26 protein-coding genes and 2 pseudogenes are annotated in these 13,085 nt (G+C 23.9%); 13 read left to right on the forward strand and 15 right to left on the reverse strand.

Going from position 1 to position 13,085, the window contains the following annotated elements:
• Window positions 1-25: 25 nt before the first annotated feature.
• From SDAV_RS11945 to SDAV_RS05040, 7 genes are all read right to left on the reverse strand, one after another.
• Window positions 26-202: a hypothetical protein gene (locus SDAV_RS11945; RefSeq protein WP_186823471.1), complete on the reverse strand. Its 177-nt coding sequence runs from the start codon at window positions 200-202 to the stop codon at window positions 26-28.
• Between the two features lies 1 nt (window position 203).
• Window positions 204-383 carry a hypothetical protein gene (locus tag SDAV_RS05025; protein ID WP_105298542.1) on the reverse strand — a complete coding sequence of 60 codons (180 nt, stop codon included), beginning with the start codon at window positions 381-383 and terminating at the stop codon, window positions 204-206.
• 1 nt (window position 384) lies between these two features.
• On the reverse strand, window positions 385-654 hold the full coding sequence (locus SDAV_RS05030; RefSeq protein WP_114564791.1) for a hypothetical protein: 270 nt from the start codon (window positions 652-654) through the stop codon (window positions 385-387).
• A gap of 196 nt (window positions 655-850) precedes the next feature.
• Entirely contained in the window at window positions 851-982 is a 132-nt protein-coding gene (locus tag SDAV_RS14020; protein ID WP_281268771.1) for a hypothetical protein, read from the reverse strand.
• Window position 983: 1 nt separating this feature from the next.
• Window positions 984-1,157, reverse strand: a complete 174-nt coding sequence (locus SDAV_RS11950; RefSeq protein ID WP_186823329.1) for a hypothetical protein — start codon at window positions 1,155-1,157, stop codon at window positions 984-986.
• 9 nt (window positions 1,158-1,166) lie between these two features.
• The gene (locus SDAV_RS05035) at window positions 1,167-1,361 is read right to left on the reverse strand and encodes a hypothetical protein (RefSeq protein WP_114564792.1); all 195 of its coding nucleotides are present in this window, start codon (window positions 1,359-1,361) and stop codon (window positions 1,167-1,169) included.
• Window positions 1,362-1,742: 381 nt separating this feature from the next.
• Window positions 1,743-2,042: a hypothetical protein gene (locus tag SDAV_RS05040; RefSeq protein WP_114564793.1), complete on the reverse strand. Its 300-nt coding sequence runs from the start codon at window positions 2,040-2,042 to the stop codon at window positions 1,743-1,745.
• A gap of 926 nt (window positions 2,043-2,968) precedes the next feature.
• On the opposite strand from SDAV_RS05040, the gene SDAV_RS14025 reads away from it, so the two are divergent.
• The 11 genes from SDAV_RS14025 to SDAV_RS14030 all read left to right on the forward strand — a co-directional run bounded on the left by SDAV_RS14025 (window position 2,969) and on the right by SDAV_RS14030 (window position 6,833).
• Window positions 2,969-3,097: a hypothetical protein gene (locus SDAV_RS14025; protein ID WP_281268854.1), complete on the forward strand. Its 129-nt coding sequence runs from the start codon at window positions 2,969-2,971 to the stop codon at window positions 3,095-3,097.
• Between the two features lie 13 nt (window positions 3,098-3,110).
• The gene (locus SDAV_RS11955) at window positions 3,111-3,281 is read left to right on the forward strand and encodes a hypothetical protein (RefSeq protein ID WP_186823445.1); all 171 of its coding nucleotides are present in this window, start codon (window positions 3,111-3,113) and stop codon (window positions 3,279-3,281) included.
• 1 nt (window position 3,282) lies between these two features.
• Window positions 3,283-3,618 (forward strand): hypothetical protein, encoded by a 336-nt coding sequence (locus SDAV_RS05045; RefSeq protein WP_114564794.1) that lies wholly within the window; start codon window positions 3,283-3,285, stop codon window positions 3,616-3,618.
• 140 nt (window positions 3,619-3,758) lie between these two features.
• Entirely contained in the window at window positions 3,759-4,112 is a 354-nt protein-coding gene (locus SDAV_RS05050; RefSeq protein WP_114564795.1) for a pentapeptide repeat-containing protein, read from the forward strand.
• On the forward strand, window positions 4,112-4,384 hold the full coding sequence (locus tag SDAV_RS05055) for a hypothetical protein (protein ID WP_114564796.1): 273 nt from the start codon (window positions 4,112-4,114) through the stop codon (window positions 4,382-4,384). Before SDAV_RS05050 ends, SDAV_RS05055 begins: the two co-directional genes overlap by 1 nt.
• The gene (locus SDAV_RS05060; protein WP_114564797.1) at window positions 4,384-4,722 is read left to right on the forward strand and encodes a hypothetical protein; all 339 of its coding nucleotides are present in this window, start codon (window positions 4,384-4,386) and stop codon (window positions 4,720-4,722) included. Before SDAV_RS05055 ends, SDAV_RS05060 begins: the two co-directional genes overlap by 1 nt.
• Before the next feature lie 111 nt (window positions 4,723-4,833).
• Window positions 4,834-5,166 carry a hypothetical protein gene (locus SDAV_RS05065; RefSeq protein WP_114564798.1) on the forward strand — a complete coding sequence of 111 codons (333 nt, stop codon included), beginning with the start codon at window positions 4,834-4,836 and terminating at the stop codon, window positions 5,164-5,166.
• A 109-nt stretch (window positions 5,167-5,275) separates the two neighbouring features.
• Entirely contained in the window at window positions 5,276-6,022 is a 747-nt protein-coding gene (locus SDAV_RS05070; protein WP_114564799.1) for a recombinase RecT, read from the forward strand.
• On the forward strand, window positions 6,007-6,510 hold the full coding sequence (locus SDAV_RS05075) for a hypothetical protein (RefSeq protein WP_186823472.1): 504 nt from the start codon (window positions 6,007-6,009) through the stop codon (window positions 6,508-6,510). Before SDAV_RS05070 ends, SDAV_RS05075 begins: the two co-directional genes overlap by 16 nt.
• Window positions 6,488-6,715 (forward strand): hypothetical protein, encoded by a 228-nt coding sequence (locus SDAV_RS05080; protein WP_186823473.1) that lies wholly within the window; start codon window positions 6,488-6,490, stop codon window positions 6,713-6,715. Before SDAV_RS05075 ends, SDAV_RS05080 begins: the two co-directional genes overlap by 23 nt.
• Complete coding sequence (locus SDAV_RS14030) at window positions 6,708-6,833, forward strand: hypothetical protein (RefSeq protein WP_281268855.1); 126 nt, start codon at window positions 6,708-6,710, stop codon at window positions 6,831-6,833. Before SDAV_RS05080 ends, SDAV_RS14030 begins: the two co-directional genes overlap by 8 nt.
• Window positions 6,834-6,911: 78 nt before the next feature.
• On the opposite strand, the gene SDAV_RS05085 is transcribed toward SDAV_RS14030, so the two are convergent.
• Window positions 6,912-7,208, reverse strand: coding sequence for a hypothetical protein (locus SDAV_RS05085; protein WP_114564802.1), 297 nt, complete (start codon window positions 7,206-7,208; stop codon window positions 6,912-6,914).
• Between the two features lie 108 nt (window positions 7,209-7,316).
• On the opposite strand from SDAV_RS05085, the gene SDAV_RS05090 reads away from it, so the two are divergent.
• Window positions 7,317-7,892, forward strand: a complete 576-nt coding sequence (locus SDAV_RS05090; RefSeq protein WP_114564803.1) for a hypothetical protein — start codon at window positions 7,317-7,319, stop codon at window positions 7,890-7,892.
• The gene (locus SDAV_RS05095; RefSeq protein ID WP_114564804.1) at window positions 7,882-8,697 is read left to right on the forward strand and encodes a hypothetical protein; all 816 of its coding nucleotides are present in this window, start codon (window positions 7,882-7,884) and stop codon (window positions 8,695-8,697) included. Before SDAV_RS05090 ends, SDAV_RS05095 begins: the two co-directional genes overlap by 11 nt.
• Window positions 8,698-8,974: 277 nt before the next feature.
• Here SDAV_RS05095 and SDAV_RS14390 read toward each other — a convergent pair.
• The 7 genes and pseudogenes from SDAV_RS14390 to SDAV_RS05130 all read right to left on the reverse strand — a co-directional run.
• A pseudogene (locus SDAV_RS14390) lies at window positions 8,975-9,121 on the reverse strand (hypothetical protein); the annotation flags it as partial.
• A 265-nt stretch (window positions 9,122-9,386) separates the two neighbouring features.
• Window positions 9,387-9,542 (reverse strand): hypothetical protein, encoded by a 156-nt coding sequence (locus SDAV_RS11960; protein ID WP_186823494.1) that lies wholly within the window; start codon window positions 9,540-9,542, stop codon window positions 9,387-9,389.
• A 72-nt stretch (window positions 9,543-9,614) separates the two neighbouring features.
• A pseudogene (locus SDAV_RS05110) lies at window positions 9,615-9,766 on the reverse strand (hypothetical protein).
• 179 nt (window positions 9,767-9,945) lie between these two features.
• Complete coding sequence (locus SDAV_RS05115; protein WP_245938541.1) at window positions 9,946-10,278, reverse strand: alcohol dehydrogenase catalytic domain-containing protein; 333 nt, start codon at window positions 10,276-10,278, stop codon at window positions 9,946-9,948.
• 134 nt (window positions 10,279-10,412) lie between these two features.
• Window positions 10,413-11,171 carry a hypothetical protein gene (locus tag SDAV_RS05120; protein WP_114564805.1) on the reverse strand — a complete coding sequence of 253 codons (759 nt, stop codon included), beginning with the start codon at window positions 11,169-11,171 and terminating at the stop codon, window positions 10,413-10,415.
• Between the two features lie 232 nt (window positions 11,172-11,403).
• On the reverse strand, window positions 11,404-11,730 hold the full coding sequence (locus SDAV_RS05125) for a hypothetical protein (protein ID WP_151202508.1): 327 nt from the start codon (window positions 11,728-11,730) through the stop codon (window positions 11,404-11,406).
• A gap of 176 nt (window positions 11,731-11,906) precedes the next feature.
• Window positions 11,907-12,899: an IS30 family transposase gene (locus tag SDAV_RS05130; RefSeq protein WP_114564344.1), complete on the reverse strand. Its 993-nt coding sequence runs from the start codon at window positions 12,897-12,899 to the stop codon at window positions 11,907-11,909.
• Window positions 12,900-13,085 lie beyond the last annotated feature (186 nt).

Genomic DNA, 13,085 nt, shown 5'->3' on the forward strand with positions numbered 1-13,085 from the left:
AAAAAGTAATATAAAATATTACTAATTAAATTTTATTAATAACTTTTTGTTGTCTTATTTGTTCTTTAAGAGATTTAATAATTCCACGATTATTTTTAATTTCTTTGCGATGTTTAAACGCTACAATGCTATCAGCAATATAAAATATTAAAATCAAAAATAATGTAATAAACACCATAATAATATATAAAAATGTAATCATATTATTTGACCTCCTTTTGTTTTCTTTTTTCCAATTCAACTTTTAATTTTCGAATTTTTTTACTTTGTCTTAAAATTATTGATGTTTCTTTTTCTTTAATAATTTTTATAATTCCAGCAATAAAATAAGCACAAATCGGCACCATAAAAAATATTAAAATACCTGCTGATACATATTCCAAATTAATTAGCCTCATTTTCATTTTTTCTATTATTAACTTTATTTTTAATTCATAAAATTAATTGAACAATATAAGAACCTATTAATGTTCAAAACATTAAATATCCAACATCCATTAAAATTGCTATTAAACCGAATTTTTTTAAAAATAATTCTAATTCTTTAACATCAACACAATCAAGTATTAATAATGCCCCAAAAACAATTCATAAAATATGAATTAAAATTTTTCATCAATTATTTTTTAAAAAATTTAATACTTTAATTTTCATTCCAATTTTTCTTTACTACTTCTCATCGCTCGTTAGTAATTTCATCTATCGAAACCAAATATGACCTTAACATTAATTCCACTAATTTAACAATCAATTTATCTTTATTCTTTGTCATTATTTAACCTTAACAATTTTTTTATGTTTAGGACAAATAATATCTTGTCTATTACATAAATAACAATCTATTTTTTTCTTAGTCATTATCTAACCTAGAATAATATTGATTAATTAAAACAACATTTTCATTAACACAATTTCAACAATAACGAGACCCATTTTCTCAAACAATATCATTAATACAAACCATACATAACTGTTGTTGCATATTAACTATTGCTTTCTGTTATTGTTGAATTATTAGAATATTTATTAATAAAATCTTGTTGTTTATTGTATGGAACAACTTTAACAACGCTAACTTTGTTATATTTTCTTCCCGTTTTTCTATCAGTGACAACCGGAAATTTAATATCAATTAAATAATAATTACCTTTTTTCATTTCTGGTAATTAATTAGCCAATTTGCTTTCTTTTCAAACCCACGAAATTATATATTCGTCTGGCATTGGCATATCATCTTCATCAAGTTGCATAAAAGTAAAAATATCAAAAAATAAACCTTTATTATCATTTTTTTCACAATCTTTTTTTTTACTATCCATTTGATGGTTAAAATCAATTTGAGCTAATAATACTTTATACATAATAAAGTACTTCTTTCTTCACTTAATTAAGTAAATAAAGGTTTCATATAGTTTAAAACTTTAAATAATTATAAATGCTGAAAATAAATTAAAAATAATTAACAAATTAATTGAAAAATATAATTAAAAATGAATATAAATATAAATGCAAAATAAAAACATTTATTTATATTTAAAGTTTCGTGTCAGAAAACCTTTATTGGTTTGAATACTTAAATATAACTAAATGTTATAAATAATATTCTAATTTAATTTTACATAACAAAATAAATATGTCAACTATTACATATTTTCATAACAAAAAATAAATTTATTTATAAATTTACATTCTCAACTTGTTTTTTTGTTTTAATTAATTATGTGGTATAGGTAGTGTCAGAACTATGCTACACAAGGAATATTTTCCATTTGGAAAGTACTTTTTTTTATATATTTTTGTTTACCTAAATTAAGGTATTTATCATATTTTTTTCGAATTATATACCTATCTAAATCAGATATTTTATGAAAAAACCGAAATATTTTTTTATCATATGGAACATATTCTTCCATTTGTCAAAAATAATCACTATGTCAATCACTATCAATACTAATACCTAACATATGCTTTTTTTGTTTATCCGCAAACATATAAAAATGTTTTACACCACATAATGCCATTTTTAACTCTTCTTTCGTCATTTCAATAACACCAACTTTAACAACTGGATCGGTGCAATTTGCACTAAAACGATATACTTTGGTATTTAAGTCATAAATATTTTTTGATTTTTCTTGACTATATGCTTTTACAACATATTTAGCAACATACTTACTAACAAATTCGTTTGTACCTTTTTTAACGGGTAAATTTTTATTTAATCCATAAGGTCAATATTTCCTTATTAATTTATTAGGGATATATTCACTAAATTCATCAACGAAGAATTTGTATCAAATAAAGTTTTATGAACTTGTGAAAAACATAGAAATTTATTGAATAAAGTAAAAGATAAAACACAAAAGCAATTTTATCAAAAACTAGAAAATTCAAAAATTATCTTTGATTATGAAACTGGTTTTTTAAAACTTTGATTTTATAAAACTTAATGCAGAGTGGGACGGTTATTTTATAAATAACTAAGTGCTTCCATAAGAACATGAGTATTAACTCATTCCCACAAGCCGTCCGAGGCAAGTACTGAAATAGTGTATGAGGAAAGAGGTAAATCGGCGTTGGTTATTATTTTTAATAACTTGCGATAGTGGTGATGTGTCCAAGGCTAACATCAAACCACAATAAAAATAGAGATGGTGACACAAACAATTAAATTTGCGATTAGCATTAGGTCCTTCAAATTGATGCGAGTAAATTTAATTTCAAAAACTGAGCGTTGCCTCCTTGAAAAAGGAACGGAGAAGGAAGACATATATATGTCTGGCGTCTAATTTAAAAATATAGTTGCAGATTTTTAATAGATGCTAAAACAAAGATAATACTGCCTCCGCTCACCCCCAGTGAAGCGGATGGCGTAGTAAATAAATAGATAAATACTTATATAACTAATTCTCGCTTCGGCACTTTCACTTGCGAGTGAGTGCCAGCGAGTTAAAACTAGGAGGTTTATATGAAAAAGAAAATCTTCCTTAAACAAAGGTACTGAGGTTATTGCTTTAAATGTGATAAACAAAATAAATATATCCTTACCCACAATGAAATTACTGATGAACATTGAGCATTAAATAAAAAGAATTAGGAGGAGTTAAATTATGGAAAAAAGATATTTATTAATATCAAAATCAGAAATTATATTTGGAATAGATACTGAATTATTTTATACCTTAGAAGAAGCAGAGAATACTGCTAAAAATAAAAAGTATTTTCAAACAACCATTATTGATTTAGAAGATAAAAATATTAAATGACAAGGAGATAAATAATATGAAAGAAATTAGAAATTTACAATTATCAGAATTTCAAAAAGAAATTATTAATAAATTAGATGATGAATACTGCTATAAAATTTTATTCCAGGAACAAGATAAAGATGCTGTTATTAATATTATTGATAATGATGGTAATTTCTTGTTACAAATATTAAGTAGCGACGACTATGTATCAATATACGAGAAAATAAAAAATGTGGAAAAAAACACTGAAAATATTAACGGATATCTTAAAAAAGAATTAAATAGGTGTAAACCATATACTGAAATTATTGAAAATAATAAAAAAACTATTAAAGTATTAGAACTTATATTAAAGGAGAATAAATAATATGTGAAAAGATTAAGATGGCAAAGTTTACACAGAAGAAGATTTATTTAATGAAGCATTAGAAGAATGTCATTCATAAGAAAGTGCTTATGACTATATTGATACTTTAATTGCAGAAAAGAATTTGGAGGAATTATAAAATGAAAAAATTACAAGATTTAATTAAAGATTTAACAGGAGTTACTGTTGAACAAGAAAAAATCAATGAATATTTAGAATATGAAGCATTAGATTTACAAGGTGCTTATTTACAAGATGCTGATTTACAAGGCGTTAATTTACAAGGTACTGATTTATCTTTTGTTGATTTACGAGGTACTGATTTACAATATGCTAAATTACAAGATGCTAATTTACGAGGCGCTAAATTACAAGATACTAATTTATATCGCGCTGATTTACAAGGTGCTAATTTAGAATGAACTAATTTACAAGGTGCTAGAATTACAAAAAAACAATTAGAACAATTAACTGTTATTGAGGAGGAAGAATAATGAATGTAACAGAAACAATTAAATTTAACAAAGTTAAAGAAGAAAATGAAAAACTTAAAAAAGAACTTGCTGAATTAAAAAAACAACAAATATTATATAAAGAAGATTTTTATTTTCAATGTCGATGGGGAAATGTTGATTATGATGAAGATTGTGAAACAAGTTGACAAGCAGATGAAATTTGCCATAACAATGAACATAAAGATGATTGAACTTGACAATTAAAAGATAATTCTAAATATGACACATTGCCTAGTAAGGAGGGTAAATAATGAATGATATTGTAAAAAATAGAGTAAATAATATTACATTTCAATTTCCTTTAAAAGGAGATGATTTTAAAAATGAAAGTATTTTAGCATATAATGTTAAAAAATTTAAAGAAGAAAATAAACAAGAATTAACTGAATATATTTTTAGACATATTAATTATTCTGCATTAAATGGTTATCAAGGTGTGCATTTAAAAGATATTCCAAGTGCTATTACTAAAAATAATTTTGTTTTTAAAGAATGATTAGAACCTGTTCAAAAATTATTAGATGAACATAATAGAATTGGTAAAATAATTACTAATTATAGAAATTATATTGAAAAATACAGAGTTTAAATTAATAATAATTTAACACAAGCTCGTAAACAAAAACAACAAGATTTTTTAAAAGAACAAGAATTAAAAAAACAAGAATTAATTGAAAAAGCAAATAGTTTAACACCAGATATGGGTCTTGATATAGACCAAATTCAAGATAAACAAGTTTGTGTAATGGAACAAATTGAGCAAATTGATAAATCATTAGAACCAATACAATTAAAAAAAGTTGGTATTAATTTAATTAAAGAAAAATTATTAATAAAAGATATTGAAATATTAGGTATTGATGATGATTTTTTAGAAAATGCTAATCAATATGAATTAAAGGAATTAATTAAATATTTAATTGTTGATGAAAAATTAGTTAAAAATACAATTAAAGCACAATGAGATACAAATACTGATAATAAAGTAGTTGGTATTAAAGGAATAAATATTCAAATTAAAGGAGTGAAATAAAATGACAAATTAATTACAACAATATATTAAAGTTGCAATTATTAAATATGAATTAAAAGTTAATGATAAATATGTAAAAGAAAATATTTTAGCACTTGAAGAATTAAAAATGAAAAATGGACAAAATTATATGCAATTAGTTAATACTGCTGATAATGCAAAAATAACAGCATTAGGAATTATTAAATTAAGTAATAAAGAGTTAATTTTTGGTAAAGATTTTAATATTATTCCATTTAAAAATAAATTAACTACTGTTATTGATAGTAAAGTTTATTGTAAAAGAATTGAAGAAGTAGGGTATAGTCCAAGAAAAGCAATTATATTTAAAGGTGAAAAGTTTGAATGAGATGCTATAAATTCTTGTCCTAAAATACATGAAATTAATTTTAATGCAAATACTAGTTATTATAATGAAATTATTGGTGCTTATGCTTTTGCAAAAGATAAAAATGGAAATTATCAAGGTATTTTATTAAGAAAAGCAGATATTGATCGTTTAAAAAATAGTAGTCCTAGTGGTAATAGTGAATATTCACCTTGAAATAAATGACCAAAAGAAATGGTTGAAGCAAAATTATATCGTAAATTAGCATTAGAAATGGGAATTGATATATCTGATATTGATTTAGATGAAAAAGAAATTAAAGAAGATGGTAATTTTGAATATATTTCATTTAAAGATATTGATGTCGCCAAAAATAAAGGGCAAATTAGCGATGAACCCTTATCAAATAATATAAATACCCCATCTTATACAGAAATAGCGGACACTAACGATAATGTAGTTAAAGAAGAAGATATCTCAAATGTAGTACCAGCAGTTAATAATGATGAGGAGTGAGCAACTTGATAAAAATAGGTATTGACCCATCAGATACTGGTACTACTGGTATTGTTTGTTATATAAATAACAAATTAGTAGATAAAACAGAAATAATAAGCAAAGAATGAACAATACATGTATTAAAAATCTTGGAATATATAGGAAAACAACAAGAATGTAAAATATATATTGAAAATTGTTTACCAACAAATGCTAATGGTTCAAAAGATAGAGATGATTTATTAAGAGTATTAGGTGCTATTGAAATTGAAAATAAATTTAATCTTATTGGAGGACTTAGTTTTTCATTCTGTCCTTATTTTATATCACCAAAATATACTAAATCAGTTGTTAAAAATATGGAAAATTTAAGTAAATATAATGATAGTTGTTTATGAAAATATGATAAAGATACTAATTTAACTTATCAATATGGTAAAGGTTGATTTTATAATAATGAAAAAATAAGTAATCATCTCCGCGATGCAATTATTATTGCTAATTATGAAAGAATTTAATAATTTTATGAAAAAAGATAAATATAATCAAAAACGGAAAATATATTATTCTAGCTTTATTCGAAAAACAGTTAATTTGTATTTGGATCAAGAACAAGAAAAAATATGAAATAATTTACCACAAAACTATACTTTTTTTGAAAAAGTAGAATACTTTATAAATTACTATATTGTAAATAATAAAGGAAATAATAAAAATGAATAATTATATTTTATGTTATCGTTCAGAACAAGGTAATCGCCCTTGTAAAACCCCCCTTGGTGAATATATAACTGGCACTGATATTGAAGATATAAATATCAATTCAACCTGAGACTGATAATATTTAATCAATAAATATGGTGAAAAGAATTTAATTATCTTAAAAACAAATAAAAAATAACCTTAATTGGTTATTTTTTTAAATGCTATTTGTAAGTTTTTCAATCGCTTCTTTTTTAGCATATTCTTTATCATTAATTTTAACTTGTTTTTTGACATTTTTAATTTGTCCAGTTTTAATTGCTAATTCTGTTGCACTTTCAGCACCGCGTAAATGCTTTTCGTGAGCAATAACAGCAGTTCATAATTCTCTAATTTCTGCTTTATATTTTTTATTTTTTTTAGCAGATAAACCAAGAACGCCAAGACTACCAGTTCCAACTGAACCCGCTAATACAAGTAAAACAATCATTAATGTATCTGTTGAAATATTCATTTTTTTATTTCCTTTCTATCCTTACTAAAACAGTGGCCATCTATTCTTTCAGAACAAAATAATTTATAAAATAGACTATATAACCACCCAAAAATATCTACCACCCCTATGTTTAATATTACAAATAAATTAACTTTAACGGGTAATTTAACTATTTTAATATATACAAAAACAGCAAAAAACCCTAAGTTTTATGGTCCATATGTTTATCCTAGTGTTCCAGTGGAAATTTGAAAATTATTAAGTAATGCTGTATCTAATGCAGGGACTTTATTTTGGCGTTATTGATTAAGAAAATGATTACCTAGTCATTTAAGAAATTATATTAGAAAAAGATTACCAAGAGAATTAAAAGAAAAATACCCAAAAGGAAATATTAAATTAACATTACCAACAGTTCAAAAATTACAGCAAATTAAAAAGTTTATTAATAATTTAAAGATTGGGCATTTTAATTTTAATTTTGCTGGCGAAATTAATAATAAAAAATGATATCGTGAACGCCGAAATGATATTAAAAATATTAAGAATTTATATAAAACACCAGTTAATAGTAAATTTTATCAGGTTAATAAATCTACTAAAACAATTAATAAAAATAAAAGAAAAGTTAATAGTTATAAACCATCTAATTTAAAAAATAAATATCGTAATCAATTAAGGGGTGTTTTATATGGAAAATAATTTAAATAATTTGTTATTTATAACAGTTGAAGATGTTAAAGAAAGTAAACTTTGACAATCTGATTATAATGATAAATCTGCTTATAATGATAATTTAATTTATAATGCTATTTTAAAAACTAGTTTATGAATGGATAGATTATCAGGTGGAACAATTTCCGATAAGATTAATAAAAAAGATTTATTTCCATGAGTAAAAAAAGATAATACAGGTGTAATTGAATATGATAAATGATTAAGTTATATTCAATCTGCTTGTTTATTAGCAGTTATGAATTGATATTTGCCAAAAGGTGTAAATGAACTAACTGGGAGTGCTTTATTTTCACAAGGTGGGGTTGCTTATTCACAAACTAATGACCCTGAGGAAAATGAAAATATTACTCGTGATGTTAAAAATGCTTTAAAATTAGCAGGTGAAATAATTGATATTATATCTAGTAAAACAAATATAAGACCATATAATTATAATTTAGGAAATTATGCTCATCCATGAGAAGAAGAATATAAATATATTACTAAAAAAACATTTTATGAAACATTATTATTTTGATTAAAAGAACGATTTCAAACAGATAATTCAATTAATATAACTTATCCTACTATTAATGATTTTAGTAAGATTGATTATAATGAGTATATTAAATTAATAGTGCCTTTTGATAATGATACGATTTATTATGAAAATAATGTATGAAAAGCAAAACAAGGCGATAGTTCAATAACAGTTAATGCCCCGTTACATCAAAAAGATGATGGTAGTTTAGAATTATTATTATCAGATGAATTTGGGTGCCTTAACTAAGATATATAATCGATTATAATAAATATTAAAATCCTTTAACCATAACACGGAAAAAGTTTAAGATTTTAATAATACAAAATATAGCAAATGGAATTAATATAATTCACACTTCACCTAAGAAAACCATTATCTCAGGTAAAATATTTGTTATACCTTCTTTAACTTTTCATAATGAACTAGTCAAACCAGTTCAAATCCCAGTCATACCCTCAGTCATAGTTTTAGATGTAGGTGCTGTTAAAAAATTAAACGCTGTTGTTAAATACATACCTAACATTTTTTTATCCTCCTTTATTTCAATTTCTTTTTTTTCTTTTTTCTTTCCTCGAATTTGTTTAATTTTTTGATAAATTGATAAACCAATTCAAGCAAAAATCCCTAATATAATAACAACACTAAATATTGTCGTTAATCAAGTTGGCATAATACATCTCCTTTCTAAAAACTAAAAAATTGAAATTTGCAAACTCGCTCCGCTCGTTGTCGCTTCTCTCCATTAAAAACACTACTGAATAAATTATCCGCTAATAAATTACGCGGAATAATTTATTCTTTTACTTTTTAATTTCAATATCTTTTGCAATCTTATTTACAGTATTAATAACATTATCTTTACCATACTTTTCACTAACAACCGCAAAATAATATATTGCTTTGTTTGCATAATTTCAACTCCTTAGTTAAAAATATTAAAAAAAATTTACTTTCCAAAACTGTAAAAACCAAAAATACAAAATGTGTGTGGTTTCTACACCTAAGAAAACCATTATCTCAGGTAAAATATTTGTTATACCTTCTTTAACTTTTCATAATGCACTAGTCAAACCAGTTCAAATCCCAGCCATACCCTCAGTCATAGTTTTAGGTGTAGGTGCTTTTAAAAAAATTAAACGCTGTTGTTAAATACATACCTAACATTATTTTTTATCCTCCTTTCTTTCAATTTCTTTTTTTTTCTTTTTTTCTTTCCTCGAATTTGTTTAATTTTTTGATAAATTGATAAACCAATCCAAGCAAAAATCCCCAATATAATAACAACACTAAATATTGTCGTTAATCAAGTTGGCATAATATATTTCCTTTCAAAATTTTTAAATATCGCGTCACGCTATGCGTGTTCGCTACGCTCAAAATAAACATTATTGAATAAATTACCGCTAATAAATTACGCGGATAATTTATTCATTTTCTTTTACATTATTAATTACTATTTTATTTACAGTATTAATAACAATATCTTTTCCATACTTAATTACTAAGGACCACAAAATAAAATAATGTTTTCTTGCCATTAAAAAATCAACTCCTTTCAAAGTTGATTTGTTGCACTTCGATTACACGATGCCTACAATGAGTAACACATCCAATTGCAACGCGATCACCAATTTTAAGTTTTGTAATATCAGCTCCAATTACTGTCACGACACCAACTCCTTCATGCTCCATAATTATGTTAGGAACAACACTATTATCATGCCCCGAATATGGACAATAATCCGCATGTAAAAAATTAAATCCCTCAATTTTAACAATAATATCTGTTGCTTTTTTTAATTGGCTCGTTAGTTTCAGTTCATTCAATTTTCTTTTTTCCTTGAAAAATTAATGATTGCATTTTCTTCCACTTCACTTTCTACTTATGATTATACCGAAATAATAATGATGTTAAACAAAAAAGAATAAGACTAAATAACTTTAACCTAATTATTTTGATCTTATTCTTCAACTTGCAAGGTACCTCGTTCAAGTTCTCCTGCAACATTAGGATCAATTAAATCCGTAAATAAACGTTGACGAGGTGTTCTTAAATTAAAATATTGACGTGAATTTTTTCGAATTAGTTCTTGATTCTCATCAGTTAAATTCATAAAAACCCAGGCATCAGTACAAACTGGTAAATTATTAAACATAATAACTTCTGCAGCATATGTTTCTGCTAATTGCACACTATCCTTAATATCTTCATCAAATGGAACAATAAAACTCTCTTCTAAATCGTTAATTCTTTCAATTGATGGATCATTCGCAATCCCAATGCCAATTCTAACCTCACGGACAGCTTGATATTTTTCATATAATGTATAATTAATAATTTTAACAGTTGTATTAATATAATTAGCAATTTCAATTAAATAATTTAAATCCCCATCATCTTCGTATAATGCCAAATAAATATTTTCATGGCGATGAATTCCAATAATATTTTCACCCATTTTTAAAGAATTTAAAATAGTTTCTTCTAAACTATTTATAATTCATTGATAAGTATTTTTATCATATGCTTTTTTAATTTCTTTTTCATTAATAAAACGAACAACAACTGATGAAACAGATTGACTTTTATCTTCTTTTAAATAAAAAGGTGGTAATTGTAAATTTGATAATGCCACACGATTACGATATTCATCAAGTCTGTTTTTACTATAAACATATTCTTTTAATATTTCAATCGTTTGTTGCGGTTCTCACTTCATATTGGTTACCTCTTATTATAAATTAATTAAGTTAATTATAACATAAAAAGCCCTAAATTAAAGGCAATTATTAGGTTATAGTTTAAAAACCATAACCTTTTAAGTCTTTAAAATAAATTTATAAGGAAGAACATAATACCAACCATTATTTTAAAGTTAACTTTAGTAAGAACATAATTTAATTATTAAAAAATTCTTCTTATAAAACTTTTTATTTTGTAAGAAGAATTTTTTAACTAGATATATGATAATTATATTTATTTTTCAATGTATGATAAAAATTAGAAATAGATGTTATCACATCATTGCTTAATTTTTTATTTTTAATTTTTCCTTCTCATTCTTTAATCATATTGTTATTAACTTCTTTTAAAAAGTGCTTTGCAAAAAGAATAAATTGGTCTGAATTATTATTTTTTTCAACAATGTCTAAGGCAAGACTTCAATCAATTCTATTTAATATTCATTGTCATATTTCTTCACTACGGTCAACAGATAGCCGGATTATCAAAGCCATTTTAATAAATAATACTTGATACTCTTTTGAAGCTTTTTTCAATAATTGTATTGTAAAGATGCAAGTAGGTAATTCCAACCTTGTTAATATGATATTATACCTTTTATCAAAAAATGCAATATTTTTTCAAAAAAAATAACTTTTTTAAATATGAGTTAATATTTAAGCACGACAAAAAGAAAAGTTTGCTACAAATATATAATTTATATTTAAAAAAATTAAATATTAATATTTTGTAAAAATACCTCTTTGGAGGATAATCAACCTAAACTCGGTCGCGGCTTTTCATTAATAATTTTCATAACTTTATTAATTTCTTTTTGAGTAACAGTATTAAAATCAGTTCCCTTAGGTAAATATTCTCTAATATCTCTATTTATTCTTTCAACTTTTGCTTTTTGTGTCGGAGTTCCAGCATCACAAAAATAAACATTAGCATTAGTAATTTTCTCCATCTCTTTTCATTTACTAAATTCTTTACCTTGATCTGTAATAATTCCTTTTATATTTACTTTATAAAGTTTATTTCTAATAATACTTTTAAGAACTTTATTAACCTCTTCTGAATTATGTTGATTTAATTTAAAACAAATCGTATATAAACTTTTTTCTTCGGTAATAGTTAAACAAGCAGACTTATGTTCTTTTCCAACAATACAATCCATTTGAAATCAACCAAAAGTTCCCTTTTCATGTTCTGCTTCATCAATAAATCTAATATTAGTTAATTGACCACGATCATCTTTTCTCTTTTTTGTTTTATATTTTTTACCTTTAAATGGTAATTTTTTCTTAATTTCAGTATTTTCATCATCAAAAACTTTATATTCAATATATTTATAAAGTGTCATATGTGAAAATGGAAACTTTTCATTATATTTTTTTTCATATTCATAAATAATTAATCTTGGTGAATAACTTTTTTTACTTAAAATTTTCTTTACATAATTTACAACTTTTTTTGTAATTGTAGTATATTTAATAGATTTTTTTCTTTTCTTTTTATAATCATCATTTGCTTTTTCAGGATCATATTCTTCTTTAAGTCTTTCAACCTCTAATCTAATTGTATTAGGGCTTTTATTCATTACTTTTGCTATTTTAGAATAATTAGGTGTACCATTTTTCTTTTTAAATGTTTCTGATATTAAATATTCTTTTAATTTATATCTTTCATCAAGACTAAAATGTTTATATTTTTTCTTTTTCATAAGATTTAACCAACCTTTCCAAAAATATTTTTATCATAAAATTTAAAATTTTGTTGACATTTTATTAAAAGATGTTAGGATGGTGATGTAATTTAATACAAGTAGGATTATCCAACCTTAAATCTCTTGTTTAAAAATTACTAAAAATGAAGACTTGAAAAAGTCTTTTTTTATTTTACTTTTTTA

The organism is Spiroplasma phoeniceum P40, assembly GCF_003339775.1.
GTDB lineage: Bacteria > Bacillota_I > Bacilli_A > Mycoplasmatales > Mycoplasmataceae > Spiroplasma > Spiroplasma phoeniceum.